Below are 16,883 nucleotides of genomic sequence, written 5' to 3' on the forward strand. Positions count from 1 at the left end.
CCCCGGTGACCCAGCCCCCCGGTGACCCAGCCGCGGGTCAGTTCCTCGGCCTTTTGCGCGGCATTGTGGACCCGACGCGAGACCTTGGCGGTGATCCGCTTGGCCAGGCTCCGCAAGCCCAGATATTCGCTCGAACTGACCATCCGCGCGAGATAGGCCGACAAGCCCCCGACCGGCGGCGCGATCGACATGTCATTGTCGTTGAGGATGACGACCAGCCGGTTGCCCGCCCCTTCGGCATTGTTCATCGCTTCATACGCCATGCCCGCCGACATCGCGCCGTCGCCGATCACCGCGATCGCCTTGCCGGGTCTCCCCGCCAGCTTGTTGGCGATGGCGAACCCCAACGCCGCCGAGATCGAGGTCGAGCTATGCGCCGCGCCGAACGGGTCGTATTCGCTCTCGCTGCGCTTGGTGAAGCCCGACAGGCCACCGCCCTGGCGCAGCGTGCGGATACGATCACGCCGTCCGGTCAGGATCTTGTGCGGATAGCATTGGTGCCCGACGTCCCAGATCAGCCGGTCGTCAGGGGTGTTGAACACATAATGGATCGCGGTCGTCAGTTCGACCACGCCCAGCCCCGAGCCGAGATGCCCGCCCGTCGTCCCCACCGCCGAAATCGTCTCCGCGCGCAACTCGTCCGCCAGCTGGCGCAGTTGCTCGGGCTTCAGGGTGCGAAGATCCGCCGGCGTCGAAACAGTGTCGAGCAGCGGCGTCTCGAAGGAAATGGTCATCTGGTATCGGCTCCTGCGCCCAACTTAACCCAACAGCGCCGCGAAACAATCGTGCGGACAACGACCATCTCTTCGGAAAACCGCGGGATGTTGATGAGCATTAGAAGAAATCAATGTGGCATTTCTGCGGGTGCCGGCGCGGCGGGGTCGGCCATCGCGTCCTGTAATTCCCGCGCGTTCGACTCGGGCGGAGACGCGACCGGCCCACCGGGATCACGTAAAGGGTCATCGAGTTCCGACGGGCTCTGCACGTCAACCCGGTGGTGCCGCAGACCGGCGACCTCGGCCGCGCGATTCTGCAGCCAGACCGACCGCAAGGTGGCGTACGGGTCCACGGCGCCGCCGAACAATGCGCGCAATTCGGGGTCGGATTCGGCGCGCAGATCGAGTCCGGTGATCGCCCCGCTGGAAAGCTGATAGCGCCAGTCGCTGAACGGCTTGCCGACCGCGAGCGGCAGGACGGCCCCGTCCAACGGCCCACCCAGCACATCCCGCAACGTGGTTGGGCCCATCAGCGGCAGAAACAGATAGGGTCCGGGTCCGACGCCGTAATAAGCCAGCGTATCGCCAAAACTGTTGTTGCGGTGTGGAAGGTTGAAATCCTTCGTCTTCGCGATGTCGAAGAGGCCGCCGACACCCAGGGTCGAATTGATCGTGAACCGCGCCAGTGTCTCCGCTGCCTTGCCGAACTTGAACTGGAGCAGGTAATTCAGGAACACGACCGGCTCGGTCAGATTACCGAAGAAGTTGCGCAATCCCGATCGCACCGGTTTGGGTACGATATGCTGATAGCCCATTGCGACCGGCCGGTAGATCGACTTGTCGAGCGCCTGATGGAGCCCGAACATCGCGCGGTTGAATCCTTCCAGTGGATCACCGCGATTGGGGTCGACCGCGGTTGCCCGAAACGGCGTCTCGCCGATGGCGGCCGGAGCGGCGGTTTCGGGATCAGACAGTGGGTCCGCCAATTCGGGAGCCGACGCTGAAGCGCTTGCCGGCGGCGAGTCGGTAACAGTCGATGGCGGCGCAACGGACGGTGGCGGGGCAACAATAGGGGCCGACCCAGCGACGGGCGCCGGCGCGACGGCCGGAGGTGCCGGAGGCGGTGCCGTTTGCTCTTGGGCCGGGGTGGCGATCAGAGCCACCGCCGGAAGGAGAAGCGGGATCGTCAAAAATCGCCCTTCGCCGCCAGGGCATCGAGATGGGTTACCAGTGCCTTGGCGCCCCCCTTGGCCAGAACGGTCGCGAAATCGGACCGTCGCGTCGCAATCTGACTGATCGAATTGCGGTAGAAAACGTCGATAATCTTCCAGCTGCCGCCGCTCGCGCGCAAGCGATAGCTGATCGGGATATCGGCCTTGCCCGGCGTGGTCAGCGTCGTGCGGACCAGCTTGTCGCCGCCCCGTGCCTCGATCTGCGGCGCGATCGCGAACCGCTCACCCGACCAGTTGTCGAAATTGGTGGCATATTGGGCGATAGTCATCCGTCGAAAGGCGGCGACCAGCGCCTGCTGATCGGCCGGCGCAGTCGTCGTCCAGCCCGAGCCCACCGCGAGTCGCGTCATCAGCGGCAAGTCGAACGCGCGGTCGATCACCGGGGCGATCGCCGCCGAACGGCTCTTTATCGTTCCCTTCGCCTTCATGATCGCGATCAGGCCATCGTCGAGCGCCTGCACAATGGTGCGCGCGGGATCGGTCTGGGCGAAGGCAGGGACAGGAATCGCAAGCGCCAGCAACACGGCGGAGGAGACAGTGATACGCATCAAAACACTCCTGATCGGCCGGCGGGCAATACCCCGCCCGGCGTGAGGGCGTCCACCCTTGTCGCACGCAAACTCTTTGCCGCGTTGCAATATTGCGTCTTTTGCAACCGGAGGTGAACGACTATCTGTGCGGCCAGGGCCTGGCGCAAACAGGTCGCGGCATTTCGAAAGACGGAATTGCATGCAGGACAAGATGACCGACCCTTCTTCGCCTTCGATCAACGTTCTGCTGGCAAATCCACGCGGTTTCTGCGCGGGCGTGGTCCGCGCGATCGAGATCGTCGAGCGCGCGCTCGATCTCTATGGCGCGCCCGTTTATGTCCGGCATGAGATCGTTCACAATCGCCATGTCGTCGATCGATTGCGCGGCAAGGGCGCGATCTTCGTCGATGAACTGGATGAGATCCCGCCGGAGGCGCCGACCATCTTCAGCGCGCATGGCGTGCCGCGTTCGGTCCAGGAGGCGGCCGTCGCGCGCGACCTGCCGGTGCTCGATGCGACCTGTCCGCTGGTCACCAAGGTCCATGTCCAAGGTCGCCGCTATGCCAAAGCGGGGCGGACCCTCGTGCTGATCGGGCATGCCGGCCATGCCGAGGTGATCGGTACGATGGGCCAGATCGATGCGCCGATTCATCTCGTGTCGACCACCGACGACGTCGCGGCGCTGCCGCTCGCGGCGGATACGCCGATCGCCTATATCACCCAGACCACCCTCAGCGTCGACGATACGCGGGGCGTGATCGCGGCGCTCAACCAGCGTTTCGACGACGTCCAGGGTCCTGACGTCGCCGACATCTGCTACGCCACGCAGAACCGGCAGACCGCGGTTCGCGATCTCGCCCGGCAAAGCGACCTGCTGATCGTGGTCGGCGCGCGCAACAGCTCGAATTCGAGCCGGTTGCGCGAGATCGGCGACGAAATGGGCGTGCCGAGCTATCTGGTCGACGATGGTGGTGGCGTCGACCCCGCATGGTTCGACAACGTGGCGACGGTCGGCATCACCGCCGGCGCGTCGGCGCCCGACGAGTTGATCGAAAGCGTGATCGCCGCCATCGCTGCGGTCCGCCCGGTTTCGGTGAAACAGCTGGATGGCGTCACCGAAGATGTGGAATTCACGCTTCCTCCCCAATTGCGCAACCTCACCCGCGCGGCCGCCGAATAGGATTTTCCGATGACCTTACCGCTTTCCCAGATCGCGCGGATCGGCGCCTATACGCTGAAGCAGCATATCAAGGGCGGGAAATATCCGCTGGTGCTGATGCTCGAGCCGCTGTTCCGCTGCAACCTGGCCTGCCCCGGCTGCGGCAAGATCGATTATCCCGATCCGATCCTCAACCAGCGCATGTCCTACGAACAGTGCATGGAAGCGATCGACGAATGCGGCGCGCCGGCCGTCTCGATCGCCGGCGGCGAGCCGCTGCTGCACAAGGACATGGCGCGGATCGTCAAGGGCTATATCGCCAAGAAGAAGCTGGTGATTCTGTGCACCAACGCGTTGTTGCTCAAGAAGAAGATCGACGAATACGAGCCGTCGCCCTTCTTCACCTGGTCGATCCATCTCGATGGCGACAAGCAGATGCACGACCATGCTGTCGATCTCGACGGCACCTACGAAATCGCGATCGAGGCGATCAAGCTCGCCAAGAGCAAGGGCTTTCGCGTGCAGGTCAATTGCACGGTGTTCGACGGCGCCGATTCCGAGCGCCTGGCAACCTTCTTCGATGAGATGGAATCGCTCGGCGTCGAGATCACGATCTCGCCCGGTTATGCCTATGAGCGTGCAGCCGACCAGGAGCATTTCCTCAATCGCGAGCGGACCAAGAAGTTCTTCCGCGACGTCTTCGCCCGCGGCAATGGCGGCAAGGACTGGACCTTCACCAACTCGCCGCTGTTCCTCGATTTCCTCGCCGGCAACCAAACCTATGAGTGCACGCCCTGGTCGATGCCGCTGCGGACGATCTTCGGCTGGCAGAAGCCCTGCTACCTGCTCGGCGAAGGATATGTCGCGACCTTCAAGGAATTGATGGAAGGCACCGACTGGGAGAAATATGGCGTCGGCAAGTATGAGAAATGCTCGAACTGCATGACGCATTGCGGTTTCGAAGGCACCGCCGCGACCGACGCGATCCGCCATCCGCTCAAGATGTTCAAGGTCGGCCGCAACGGCGTCAAGACCGACGGCCCGATGGCGCCCGACGTCGACCTGACCGCAGCGCGGCCCGCCGAGGATGTCTATTCCTCGCACGTCGAACTGGAACTGGCGAAGATCAAGGCGGCCGACCCCGAAGGCTTCAAACGGGTCCAGCGCGCGGCGTGATCCCGTTTGCCGGCCTTAACGGGCCGGCAGCCCGAGCCGGTCTATCCCGTCGCCGATAATCGTATCGTATGCCTGTGCCAGGCTGCGAAACGCCTGGTCGGCCTGGCGCCCGGTACGGATCAGCGCCGGCAGTTGCCGAGGATTTCGCGCGAGCGAGGCAAGAACCGCGCCCAGCGCCATCCCGCCGTCCGGACGCATCCCGACCAGGGCTGCGGGCGGGAGATCGTCGTCGGCACAATCCGAGATTACTCGTAGCGCGGCGAACGGCACCCCCTTACGTACCGCCACGCGGGCGGCGACATGGCTCTCCATGTCGACCGCAATCGCGCCGGTCCGCTCGTGCAGGATGCGTTTTTCGGCCGCGCTTGCGGCAATCGCGTCGCTCCCCACAATCCCGCCGCGATGAGCATGCGGCAGCGCTTGTCCCAACCGTTCAACCAAGAGCACATTGCCGTCGATCACGACATCGCCGGGTCGCAGCGACGGAGCGAGCGCACCGGCGATGCCGCATGACAGGATGATGCCGGGAAAAAGCGCGGCTTTATTGTCGAGATCGCGGTCGAGCGTCGCCGCAACGCCGCCGCCGATGACGACGACGAGATCGCGTCCGGGGCGGTTGAAAATCCGCGCCTCGCGCTTGAGCCCGCAGGCGATGATCAAGGTCACATGCCGACCGTGACGCGCTTGGTGTTCGAGCGCCTGAAATTGCGGTAGCGCGCCATCGCCCAGAGCGGGAAATATTTCGGATAGCCGTGATAGCGGAGATAGAAGACTCGCGGGAACCCTCCGCCGGTATAATATTCCTGGCCCCAAAGGCCGTCGGAATCTTGGTTGGCGGCCAGCCAGTCGATCCCGCGCCCCACCGCCTGGCTTTCCACCTCGCCCGCCGCCATCAACCCCAGCAGCGCCCAAGCGGTTTGCGACGCGGTCGACGGCGCCGGAACATGGCCGGTGCGATCGAGATCATAGCTGTCGCAATCCTCGCCCCAGCCGCCATCGGGATTCTGGATCGCCCTTAGCCACGCGGCAGCGCGCGCGACCATCGGATCACTCTGATCGAATCCAGCGGCGTTGAGCGCGCACAGCACCGACCAGGTGCCATAGATGTAATTGACTCCCCAGCGACCGAACCAGCTGCCTTCGGGTTCCTGTTCGCGGCGGAGATAGTCGATCGCCGCCGCCATGCGCGGGCTGGTCGACGTCTCGCCAAGCTGCGCGAGCATCGACACGCAACGCGCCGAGACGTCCGCGGTCGGTGGATCGAGCAATGCGCCATGATCGGCAAAGGGCAAATTGTTGAGATAGTCGTAGGCATTGTCGGCGTCGAACGCCCCCCAGCCGCCATTCTTCGACTGCAGTCCGACCGTCCATTCTACGCCGCGGTCGATCGGTATCCGGTCGGCTGCCCCGGCGCGATCCATTGCCATCACCACCACCGCGGTATCGTCGAGGTCGGGATAGTGCGCATTATTATATTGGAAGGCCCAGCCGCCCGGGCGCACGCCGGGCCGTTCCTCCGCCCAGTCCCCCGCCACGTCGAGTACCTGGCGCGGCTTGAGCCAATCGAGCGCGGCGTCGGCGCTGGCAATATTGGCCTCGCCCCCCGCCTCCAGCATCGCATGTGCCGCGAGCGCGGTGTCCCACACCGGCGATACGCAAGGCTGGCAATAAGCCTCGTCTTCCTTGATCACGAGGAGGTTTTCGACCGATTGGCGGGCGATCGCGCGAGCCGGATGGTCCTCAGCATAGCCGAGCAGGTCGAACATCATCACGCTGTTCGCCATCGCCGGATAGATCGCGCCGAGCCCGTCCTCCCCGTTGAGCCGCTCGACCACCCAGGCCTCGCAGGTCCGGATCGCGCGCTGGCGGAGCTTCGCGGGCCACAGACCGTCGCCAGCCTTGAGCAACCGGTCGAGCGCGTTGAAGCCTTTGGTCCACAGCCATTTGGGATCGGCCGCCTTGGTCCCGGCGCGTACGGTCTCGCCGGTATAGAGCTCGTCGACCTTGATCCCCTTTGCGTTGCGCGCGACTGGTTTGAGCGCACACAGCACGAGAAGCGGCACCACCACGGTGCGCGCCCAATAACTCATCTTGGACAGATGGATCGGGAACCAGCGGGGCAGCAGGATCAGCTCGGGCGGCATGGTCGGCACGGTCGACCAGGGTCCGGCATCGAACAAAGCGAGTTGGATGCGAGTGAAAACGTTCACCGCCGCCGCGCCGCCCGCCGCCAGGATCGCCGTCCGCGCGCGCACCATGTGCGGCGCCTGTGGATGGTCGCCGATCATCTTGAGCGCGTAATAGGCCTTCACGCTGGCGCTGACGTCGAATCCGCCGGCATGAAACAGGCCCCAGCCGTCATGCGCCGGCGACTGGATGCGGCGCAGATAGCGGCCGATCTTCGCTTCCAGCACTTCGTCGACCGGTTCGCCGAGATAGTGGCGCAGCAGCACATATTCGGCCGGGATGGTGCAGTCCGCCTCGAGCTCGAACACCCAATGGCCATCGGGGCGTTGTGCGGCGGTCAATGCGGCAGCGGCGCGATCCACCGCCCTATCGATCGCCGCAAGCGGATCGGCTGACTGAAGCTTGGTGGCCATGCCGATCCGTTAGCGCGTCCGAGCGCCAATCGCCAAGCGTGCGGCGGTCTCGCCTGATCGCAGCGCGCCTTCGATCGTCGCGGGAAGGCCGGTATTGGTCCAGTCGCCGGCGAGGAACAGGTTGCGCCAACGCGTCGCAGCGGCGGGGCGCTTGGCGTCCTGGCCCGGCGTCGCGGCGAAGGTGGCGCGCTTTTCCTTGACGATCTGCCATGTCGGCATCGGCGCGGTGAAGCGATAGGCGCTCTGGATATCCGCCCAGAAACGCCGCGCCAGTTCCTCGCGGTCGAGATCGACGATGGCGTCGGCCGCGCTGACCGTCACCGAAATGCGATCGGGAAAAGCGAACAGCCATTCCGCCGTGCCGCCGAGCACACCAAGCATCGCCGGCGCGCCCTCTGGCGGCGTCATCGCGAAGTGGCCATTGACGATCGCGTGGAACGCGTCGGGCGCCGAAATCTCCGGCAGCAGTGCGGTCGCGACCCAGGGCGACACGGCAAGGATCACGGCTTCGTCATCGGCCACGGGTTCGGGCCCGGCGCCCCAATCGAGCGCGGTCGCGCGGTCGCCGAGCGTTTCGATCGCGCGAAGCCGCCTGCCCGCCGTGAACGGTGTGTTGCGAGCGGCAAGCCAGGCCAAGGCTGGATCGATGAACGCCGCCCCGAGGCTCGGTTCGGCGATGCGCGGCAATGTCGCCTTGCCGCCACGCAGCAGCGATTCGCGGAGCACCGCCGCGGTCAGCCGCGCCGAGCCGGTTTCGGGCAGGGTATTGAGCACCGCGAGCAGCACCGGCGCCATCAGCTTGTCCCAGACCGGTCCGGTCGCATCGATCCGGTCGCCGACTGCGTCCGCAGGAGCGCCTGTCAGCAACCCGGCGAGCCTGAGATAGTCCATCACCCCCGTTCCCGGCACGCGCCGCCGCTTCGACAGCACCCACCACGGCAGCACCCCGTCGTTCATCTGGATCGTCCAGCGCTCGTCGCTGGCGAGATCGGCGAACGCGAAATCAGCGTGATCGGGCCCGGCAAGCGGTGTGGCCGCCCCGATAGTCGCGCGGAACGCCGCGACCGACCTGTTCCCCGCCAGCACTAGGTGGTTGCCATTGTCGATCGTGAGACCCAGTTGCGGGTCGTGATAGGAGCGGCATCGCCCACCCGCCTGGGCAGCCGAATCGGCGATGCGCACGGTCAATCCCGCTTCGACCAGCCGCACCGCCGCCGACAGCCCGGCGAGACCGGCCCCCGCTATCGTCGCTCGCGCGAAGGTCACCGCGCCACCAGCAGCCGCGCCACCGTCCACAGCAAGGCCGGCTTGCTGACTTTCACCCGCCGGCGCGGCGGCGCCCAGCCGGTAACTTCCATGCGCTTGAGCAGCTTCGAATAGACCGCTTCCATCAGCCGCGGCGCGATCAGATGCCCTGCGGGCCGCGCCGCGAGAATGGCATTGGCGGCGCGATAATGATCGTGCGCACGCGCCACCAGCGGGCGGACCGCTTGGTCGATGCGCGGATCGGCGGCGACCTCGACCGGTGTGGTCAGCGCGATCCCGGCCCCGGTCAGCGCCTCGGCGGGGAGATAGACCCGGCCGATCTCGGCATCTTCATCGATATCGCGCAGGATATTGGTGAGCTGGAGCGCGCGGCCGAGATGGTACGCGAGTTCGAGACCGGGCTCGCGCGGCATGCCGAATACGCGCACCGAAAGCCGGCCCACCGCCGAGGCAACCCGGTCACAATAAAGGTCGAGCTCCGCCATGGCCGGCCAGCGAATATCGCGAGCCACATCCATCGCCATGCCGTCGATCACTGCCTCGAAATCGGTGCGGTCCAGGTCGAATCGACGTACCGCCTCCGCCACCAACCTCGCCTGCCCCGGATCGTCCCCGGCATAGAGCGAGTCCAAGTCGCGGCGCCAGCGGTCGAGCGCCACCGCGCGCCCTTCCCGCTCTCCCCCCTGATCGTCAGCGATATCGTCGACCACGCGGCAGAAGCCGTAAATCGCGTACATCGCCTCGCGCTCGGCCTTGGGCAGCATGCGCATGCCGGCATAGAAGGAGCTGCCGGCAGCCTGTGTCGCCGGCGCGGTGGCGGCGGCATCGCTCATGCCGCGCGCCTAAAAAGCACCGGGAGCGCGGCTCCGAGCGCGATCCAACCCGCTTCGACTTTGCCGTGATGGACGCGCTCGCCGAGCGGATCGCGCTGCTCGAGCCGATCGCACAGACTGAGTGCCAGCCGGTGGATCGCCGCCACTTCCGCCGCCAGCCTGCGGTCGCGGATCAGCGCGGCGAATCCGGCGGACGAATCGAGCAATTGCCGCGTCCGCCCGACGAGATCGGTGAGGATCGCCCGCAGCGCTGGCGTGGCGCGCGCTCCGCCGAGATCCTCGATCCGCAATCCGGTATCGAGCGGGATATAGACCCGGTCGAGCTCACGATAATCCTCGGCGCAATCCTGGAGATGATTGATCACCTGCAGCGCCGCGCACAAGGCGTCGTTGGCAGGCCAGATCTCGCGGCTTTCGCCGTGCACGTCGAGGACATAGCGCCCGACTGGCATGGCCGAGAGCCGGCAATAGCCGATCAGCTCGTCCCAGTCGCGATAGCGGGTGACCGTCACGTCGCGGACGAACGCGTCGAGCAAATCGTGGGCATGGACCGGGTCGATCCGCCGCGCGGCCATCACCGCGGCCAGCGCCATCGCTTCTGGCGCGCCCTTTCCGTCCAAGCCCGCGCGCATCTGGGCGAGTAATTCGAGCTTGGTTTCGGGCGAGGCCTGCGCATTGTCGGAAATGTCGTCCGCCGCACGGGCGAAGCGGTAATAGGCCATGACCGGCGCGCGATGTTCGGGGCGCAGCAGGAAACTCGCCACGGGGAAATTCTCATCGGTGTGATTCTTGCCCGAAGCAAGGTCGGTTATGTCTGTCATCGCCCCGCCGCTGCCTGCGCCCGACCTTTCCACATGCCGCCACGACCGCGCATGTGCTGCCAGGCCGATAGCAAGGTGCAGCCGGCGTAGAAAGCCGCGATCAGCGGCAGCGCCACTCCCCAAAGCGGCGAGCGGCGATAGAAAGCGAGCATCGGCTGAAAGGCGATCGCCATCAGCGCCCAGGCGGCGATCCCGGCGAAGTGCGCGACCCCCTGGCCGAACAGCGCGAGCAGCGGCGGCGCGGCATAGACCAGCGCCAGACCCAACAAGGTGCCTGCGAGCAGCAACGGCGAATAGCGCAACTGGGCATAAGCGGAGCGCGATATCATCGCCGCCACCGCGCCGAAGCCGTCATACGGCCGGATGCTCCGCGACCGGTCGGTAAGGCCGAGCCAGATCCGCCCCTGTCGCTTGAGCAGCGCGCCGAGCGTGCAATCGTCGATCAGCGCGTTGCGGATCGCAGCGATACCGCCGGCTGCCTCCAGCGCTTCGCGCCGTACCAGCATGCACCCGCCGGCAGCGCCGCCGATCCCGCCGGCGCGATTGACCAGCCCGAACGGGTAGAGCAGCTGAAAAAAGAACACGAAGGCCGGGATCAGCATCCTTTCGGCGATACTGTCGCAGCGTAGTCGAGCCATCAGGCTGACCAGGGTCAGCGCCCCCGCCTCCCCGCGCGCGACGAGCGTGCGCAACGTATCCGGCGCATGGTCGATATCGGCGTCGGTCAGCCACAGCCAGGTGGGCACGCTCCCGGCGCGCTCGACGCCTTGTGAGACTGCCCATAATTTGCCGGTCCAGCCGGGCGCGAGCGGTAGGCCGCGCACCACCTCGACCCGATCGGATCCCAGCGCGCGGGCGATATCGGCGGTGCCGTCGCTCGACGAATCGTCGATCAGGATGACGTGGAAACGTCCGGGATAATCCTGCCCGGCGAGGCTACCGATCGAGCGCGCGATCACATCGGCTTCGTCGCGCGCCGGTACCACGGCCACCACCTCGGGCCAGCGCAGGGGATCGGCCGGAACGTCGCGCGTGTCGCGCTCGCGCGCCAGCCAGAAACCGTGCCGGGCAAAGATCAGCACCAGCCAGATCGCCAGCGACAGCCCGGCAACGAAAGTCCAGATCACCGCACCATCCCTGCGTCGCGGAACCAGGCGATCGCATCGCCCAGCGCCTCGCGGTGCGGCCGCGCGCGATAGCCGAGCTCGGCCTCCGCCTTGGCCGAGGTGAAGAACATCCGGTGCTTCGCCATCCTGAGCGAATCCCTGTTGAGGAACGGATCGCCACCAGTGACCCGCGCGATCTGCTCGTTCACCCAGGCAAACGGAAAAAGCGGTGCGCGCGGGATGCGAATCGTGGGAGCCTTGCGGCCGACGATCGCGGCGATTTCGGCAAGCATGTCGCCCAGCATCACGTCCTGCCCGCCGAGGATATAGCGGGCGCCGACCCTCCCCCTGTCGAACGCGAGCAAATGCCCGGTGGCGACGTCGTCGACATGGACGAGATTGAGGCCGGAATCGACAAAAGCCGGCATCCTGCCATTCGCCGCCTCGACGATGATGCGCCCGGTCGGCGTGGGCCTGACGTCGCGCGGGCCTATCGGCGTCGAGGGCTGGACGATGACGGCGGGCAGACCGCGGTCGGCGACCATTTCCTCGACCAGCCGCTCGGCCACGACCTTGCTGCGCTTATAGGCGCCGACCACCTCGTCCGGCGTCGCCGCGCGGCTTTCGTCGGCGGGCTCGCCATCGCTCGGCTTTAACGTGGCGACGCTCGACGTATAGACAATGCGTTCGACCCGGGCGGCGAGCGCTGCCTCCATCACGATCTGCGTTGTCGTCGCGTTGTTGCGGACGATCTCCTCCGGATCGGGCGCCCAGAGGCGATAATCGGCAGCGACGTGGAAGAGATGGCGCACCCCGGTCATCGCGCGCGCGACCGCGTCGGCATCGCGCAGGTCGCCCTCGACAAGTTCGCCGGGAAAGTCGGTCAGGTTCGCGCGCGGGCTCGATTCGCGGACCAGGCCGCGCACGCGCGTGCCGCGCGCGGCCAGCGCACGCGCCACGGCCGAGCCGACAAAGCCGGAAACGCCGGTGACGAGAACGAGTGGAGAAGATGCGTCGGACGGACCCACGTGCGCGCTCTACACAGGAGCTGCGGCGCCGGATAGAGGAACAGGCATGGCGGGGGTCCCGATCACAATCATCACTGGACTGGCATGGGGAATGCTGGGGCTGAGCCTGATCGGCTCGGCCTATATGGTCGCGGCCGCGATCACGCTGCGTAGCTTTCTATCATCCCTGGCTGTGTCGGGACGCCGCAAAGATGCCGTGACGATCCTGAAACCGCTGCATGGCGCAGAGCCGCGACTCGCCGACAATCTCGCGACCTTTCTGGCACAGGATCATGACGGCCCGATCCAATTGCTGTGCGGCGTCCAGCGCGCCGACGATCCCGCAATCGCCGCGGTCGAGACGCTTCGCGCGCGCTTTCCTCACGCGCGGATCGACTTGATCGTCGATCCGACGGCGCACGGCGCCAACGGCAAGATTGCCAACCTCATCAATCTCGAACCGCATATCGCGCACGACATCGCGGTGCTGAGTGACAGCGACATGGTCGTCGGGCCCAATTACCTGTCCCGCTTACTCGCGGCGCTCGACGCCCCGGGGACGGGCGCAGTGACGATCGCCTATAACGGACGCGGCGACGCGGGTTTCTGGTCGCGAATCGCAGCCGCCGGCCTCAGCTGGCAATTCCTGCCCGGCGTGGTGTTCGGCGCCGCGCGCAGCCTGGCGCGGCCGTGCATGGGTTCGACCATCGCGATGCGGCGTGAAACCTTGGCGGCGATCGGCGGATTCGCGGCGTTCGCCGACGTGCTGGCCGACGATTACGCGATCGGCGAGGCGGTGGCGGCATTGGGACTCAAGGTCGCGATGCCGGCGATGCTGGTTACCCATGGTTCGACGGAGCGCAGTTTCGGGGAGCTGTGGCGGCACGAACTGCGCTGGGGCGCGACGGTGCGGGACGTCGTACCGGTCGCTTATCTCACGAGCGTGATCGCCATGCCGCTGCCGCTCGCGCTTCTGGCGAGCCCCTTCCATCCGCTGCCAGGCCTTGCCCTCGCCGGCCTTGCTCTGCTTGCGCGCCTTTCCACCGCCATCGTCGCGGACTGGCGCGGAGGCGCAAGAACCGCGTCATTATGGCTGCTGCCGCTGCGCGATTGCCTCACTTTTACGGTATTTATCGCCAGCCTGACGGCGCGATCGGTTGATTGGCGCGGCGCAACACTTAGAATGGCACAACGTGGCCGGATCTCGGCCGAACCGGAGTTACCTTTCCGATGATGCGCTCGCTGTTTCTTCAGGCCCCTTCGTTCGACGGTTATGACGGAGGTGCCGGCGCCCGGTATCAGATGAAGCGCGAGGTGCGCTCCTTCTGGTATCCGACCTGGCTCGCCCAGCCCGCCGCGCTGATCGAAGGGTCGAAGCTGATCGACGCGCCGGCGCACGATCTCGGCTGGGACGACATCAAGCATGAGGTCGACGACAAGGATCTCGTCATCCTGCACACCTCGACGCCGTCTTTCCGTCAGGACGTCCACACCGTCGAGCTGATCCGGGCGCGCAACCCGAAAGCGCTGATCGGCCTGATCGGTGCCAAGGTCGCGGTCGAGACTCAGAAGTCGCTGGAGGCATCGACCGCGGTCGATTTCGTTTGCCGCAACGAATTCGATTTCACGATCCTCGATATCGCCAAGGGAATACCGCTCAGCGAGGTCCACGGCATTTCGTATCGCGATGCCGACGGCACGATCGTCCACAACAAGGATCGCGCGGTAATCGAGGACATGGACTCGCTGCCGTTCGTCTCACCGATCTACAAGCGCGATCTCCAGATCGAGAAATATTTCGGCGGCTATCTGAAGCACCCGTATGTGTCGTTCTACACCGGCCGTGGGTGCAAGAGCCGCTGCACTTTCTGCCTGTGGCCGCAGACCGTCGGCGGCCACAATTACCGCACCCGATCGATCGGCCATGTCATCGAGGAAGTGAAATACGTCCTGGAGGCGATGCCCGAGGTCAAGGAGATCTTCTTCGACGACGACACGCTGACCGACAACGCCCCGCGGATCGAGGAGCTGTCGCGGGCGCTCGGCGAACTCGGTTTCGGCAAGCCGGGCTTCCGCGTCTCGTGGAGCTGCAACGCCAAGGCCAATGTGCCGAGGAAGACGCTCGAAGCGATGAAGGCCGGCGGCTGCCGGCTGCTGCTGGTCGGCTATGAGAGCGGCAACCAGCAGATTCTGCACAATATCAAGAAGGGCCTGCGCACCGATGTCGCGCGGCAATTCACCAAGGACTGTCACGAGCTTGGCATCGTGATCCACGGCACCTTCATCCTCGGCCTCCCCGGCGAAACCGAAGAAACGATCGAAGAGACGATCAATTATGCCAAGGAAATCAACCCGCACACCATCCAGGTGTCGCTCGCCGCGCCCTATCCGGGGACGTTTCTGTTCAAGCAAGCGACCGAGAATGGCTGGTTCGACGGCACCGACCATCTGCTGACCGATGGCGGCAACCAGATCGCGCAGCTGAGCTATCCGCATCTGCCGTCGACCGTGATCTTCGACAAGGTCGAGGAATTCTACAAACGCTTCTACTTCCGCCCGTCCAAGATCGGGTCGATCGTGTGGGAAATGGTGCGCGATTTCGACATGATGAAGCGCCGCCTGCGCGAAGGCGTCGAGTTCTTCGACTTCCTGCGCCGCCGCAAGGAAGCCGCATAAGCGACGTGAAACGGCTGATCGTCACCGCCGACGATTTCGGCGCCTCGCCCGAAGTCAATGACGCGGTCGAACAGGCGCATCGCGACGGCATCCTGACCGCGGCCTCGCTGATGGTGGCGGGCAAGGCGGCGGCCGATGCCGTGGCGCGTGCGCGCGCGCTTCCGACCCTGGGCGTCGGACTGCATATCGTGCTGGTCGAGGGACGGCCGGTACTGCCGGCCGATCGCCTTCCAGCGCTGGTCGATGGCACGGGCAATTTCCGCACCGACATGGCGCGAGCCGGCGTCACCATCTTCGCCTCTCCCGCCGCGCGGCGGCAACTGGCTGCCGAGGTGGAGGCGCAATTCGCTGCCTTCGCCGCGACCGGGCTGACGCTCGACCATGTCAACGCGCACAAGCATTTCCACCTCCATCCGACGATCGCCGGCGCCATCCTGAAGATCGGGAAGCGTTACGGCATGCGCGCGGCCAGGGCGCCGATCGAGCCTCGCCGGCTACTGGCGCAGGTCGATGGAACCGCTTCCGGTCCTCGCATCGAGACGATCTGGGCACGCCTGGTTCGCGCACGCTTGCGGCGTGCAGGGATACTCGTTCCCGATCAGGTGTTCGGGCTGGCCTGGTCGGGCGCGATGACCGGCGACAGGGTGCGCGGCATCCTGGAACTGCTGCCCGACGGCCTGACTGAGATCTACACCCATCCGGCGACCGGCGCCTATCCCGGATCGGCGCCCAGCTATGATTATCGCGGCGAGTTGGCTGCATTAGTCGACCCGCTTGCCAAGACCATCCTGACGCGCGAGCGCGTCGCCCTCGGCCATTTCGCCGATTTTGCCTGAAGGACCGACCGATGAACCTCGTGCCCGATTGGGGGGAGTTCGACACCGACGCGCCACTGCCCACCGGTCCGGTGCGGCTCGGCTCTCCCGACCATCTGATGCTGTTCAGCCGCATGATCCTGGATACGCACGATCCCTATCGGCCCGCGCTGATCGACTGGCCCGAGCTCGAGCCGGAGACGCGCGAGAAGATCGTCTCGCTGCCGATCTGGGACATGGCGGTGCAGACCGAGGGTCGCACCGGCCTGTTCGTCAAGACGTTCAGCGAGACGGTCGAGGATCCGCTGTTGAAAGCGGCAGTCCAGATGGACGCGTTCGAGGAGCGCCGGCACAAGGTCGTGCTCGCCGACATGGTCCAATCCTACGGCATCGAGCTGCAGCCCGAGCCGGATTACCGCAAGCCCAAGGACGCGGAATGGGCATTCATGCGCTCGGGCTATTCGGAATGTATCGACAGTTTCTTCGGCTTCGGCCTGTTCAAGCTCGCCAAGGATACCGGCTTCTTCCCGCCCGAACTGATCGACACGTTCGAGCCGGTGATGCGCGAGGAAGGGCGGCACATCCTGTTCTTCGTCAACTGGGTCGCCTGGTGGCGGCGTAACATGCCGTGGTGGCGGCGGCCCTATTTCGAGGCCAAGGTCATTGTCGTTTGGCTCTTCCTGATCTGGGAACGGATCGATATGGCCAAGGGCATGGGGGATAATAGCAAGGCGCAGGAGAACAACTTCACGCTCAATGGCTCGAAGGAGCTGGGCGTCGAGGTCAGCTTTGCCGAACTGGCGCGGATCTGCCTGGCGGAGAACGACCGGCGGTTGGCGGGGTATGATTCACGGCTGATCCGTCCGCGCTTCGTGCCGGCGATGATCCGCCTCGCGCTGAAATTCGTGCGCGCGCCCCGCCCGGCGGGAGACACCGCCTGAAGATT

16 protein-coding genes are annotated in these 16,883 nt (G+C 65.6%); 6 read left to right on the forward strand and 10 right to left on the reverse strand.

Translation table 11 applies throughout. From position 1 onward, the window contains the following. The 3 genes from AC1DRD_RS12105 to AC1DRD_RS12115 all read right to left on the reverse strand — a co-directional run. A partial coding sequence (locus AC1DRD_RS12105; RefSeq protein ID WP_478041555.1) for a 1-deoxy-D-xylulose-5-phosphate synthase N-terminal domain-containing protein occupies positions 1-734 on the reverse strand: 734 nt, incomplete at its 3' end. Positions 735-844: 110 nt separating this feature from the next. Beyond that, a complete protein-coding gene (locus AC1DRD_RS12110) occupies positions 845-1,702 on the reverse strand; it encodes an MlaA family lipoprotein (RefSeq protein WP_478041556.1) in 858 nt (285 codons plus the stop codon). A gap of 200 nt (positions 1,703-1,902) precedes the next feature. Further along, complete coding sequence (locus AC1DRD_RS12115) at positions 1,903-2,496, reverse strand: ABC transporter substrate-binding protein (protein WP_478041557.1); 594 nt, start codon at positions 2,494-2,496, stop codon at positions 1,903-1,905. Between the two features lie 193 nt (positions 2,497-2,689). Here AC1DRD_RS12115 and ispH point away from each other — a divergent pair, with 193 nt between their 5' ends. Then, positions 2,690-3,658 carry a 4-hydroxy-3-methylbut-2-enyl diphosphate reductase gene (gene ispH / locus AC1DRD_RS12120; protein WP_478041558.1) on the forward strand — a complete coding sequence of 323 codons (969 nt, stop codon included), beginning with the start codon at positions 2,690-2,692 and terminating at the stop codon, positions 3,656-3,658. 9 nt (positions 3,659-3,667) lie between these two features. After that, positions 3,668-4,813, forward strand: a complete 1,146-nt coding sequence (hpnH, locus tag AC1DRD_RS12125; protein ID WP_478041559.1) for an adenosyl-hopene transferase HpnH — start codon at positions 3,668-3,670, stop codon at positions 4,811-4,813. A gap of 15 nt (positions 4,814-4,828) precedes the next feature. On the opposite strand, the gene AC1DRD_RS12130 is transcribed toward hpnH, so the two are convergent. From AC1DRD_RS12130 to hpnA, 7 genes are read right to left on the reverse strand one after another with little or no spacing between them, the layout of a single operon-like run. Continuing rightward, positions 4,829-5,479, reverse strand: a complete 651-nt coding sequence (locus AC1DRD_RS12130; protein WP_478041560.1) for a phosphorylase family protein — start codon at positions 5,477-5,479, stop codon at positions 4,829-4,831. Further along, entirely contained in the window at positions 5,476-7,413 is a 1,938-nt protein-coding gene (gene shc, locus AC1DRD_RS12135) for a squalene--hopene cyclase (RefSeq protein WP_478041561.1), read from the reverse strand. Before shc ends, AC1DRD_RS12130 begins: the two co-directional genes overlap by 4 nt. A 9-nt stretch (positions 7,414-7,422) precedes the next feature. Then, positions 7,423-8,679, reverse strand: a complete 1,257-nt coding sequence (gene hpnE, locus AC1DRD_RS12140; RefSeq protein WP_478041562.1) for a hydroxysqualene dehydroxylase HpnE — start codon at positions 8,677-8,679, stop codon at positions 7,423-7,425. After that, complete coding sequence (hpnD, locus tag AC1DRD_RS12145) at positions 8,676-9,512, reverse strand: presqualene diphosphate synthase HpnD (protein ID WP_478041563.1); 837 nt, start codon at positions 9,510-9,512, stop codon at positions 8,676-8,678. Before hpnD ends, hpnE begins: the two co-directional genes overlap by 4 nt. Beyond that, a complete protein-coding gene (gene hpnC, locus AC1DRD_RS12150) occupies positions 9,509-10,333 on the reverse strand; it encodes a squalene synthase HpnC (RefSeq protein ID WP_478041564.1) in 825 nt (274 codons plus the stop codon). The genes hpnD and hpnC overlap by 4 nt, the downstream gene beginning before the upstream one ends. After that, positions 10,330-11,460 (reverse strand): glycosyltransferase, encoded by a 1,131-nt coding sequence (locus AC1DRD_RS12155; protein ID WP_478041565.1) that lies wholly within the window; start codon positions 11,458-11,460, stop codon positions 10,330-10,332. The genes hpnC and AC1DRD_RS12155 overlap by 4 nt, the downstream gene beginning before the upstream one ends. Then, positions 11,457-12,467: a hopanoid-associated sugar epimerase gene (gene hpnA / locus AC1DRD_RS12160; RefSeq protein WP_478041566.1), complete on the reverse strand. Its 1,011-nt coding sequence runs from the start codon at positions 12,465-12,467 to the stop codon at positions 11,457-11,459. The genes AC1DRD_RS12155 and hpnA overlap by 4 nt, the downstream gene beginning before the upstream one ends. Before the next feature lie 46 nt (positions 12,468-12,513). Between hpnA and hpnI the strand changes: the two genes are divergently transcribed. Genes hpnI through AC1DRD_RS12180 form a run of 4 tightly spaced genes read left to right on the forward strand, consistent with a single transcriptional unit; the run spans position 12,514 to position 16,878 of the window. Next, a complete protein-coding gene (hpnI, locus tag AC1DRD_RS12165) occupies positions 12,514-13,680 on the forward strand; it encodes a bacteriohopanetetrol glucosamine biosynthesis glycosyltransferase HpnI (RefSeq protein ID WP_478041567.1) in 1,167 nt (388 codons plus the stop codon). Then, positions 13,677-15,122 (forward strand): hopanoid biosynthesis associated radical SAM protein HpnJ, encoded by a 1,446-nt coding sequence (gene hpnJ, locus AC1DRD_RS12170; RefSeq protein ID WP_478041568.1) that lies wholly within the window; start codon positions 13,677-13,679, stop codon positions 15,120-15,122. Before hpnI ends, hpnJ begins: the two co-directional genes overlap by 4 nt. Positions 15,123-15,127: 5 nt before the next feature. Continuing rightward, a complete protein-coding gene (gene hpnK, locus AC1DRD_RS12175; RefSeq protein WP_478029040.1) occupies positions 15,128-15,958 on the forward strand; it encodes a hopanoid biosynthesis-associated protein HpnK in 831 nt (276 codons plus the stop codon). 11 nt (positions 15,959-15,969) lie between these two features. After that, complete coding sequence (locus AC1DRD_RS12180; protein ID WP_478041569.1) at positions 15,970-16,878, forward strand: ferritin-like domain-containing protein; 909 nt, start codon at positions 15,970-15,972, stop codon at positions 16,876-16,878. Positions 16,879-16,883: the final 5 nt, after the last annotated feature.

It is taken from the genome of Sphingomonas sp. P4_G2 (assembly GCF_056401155.1).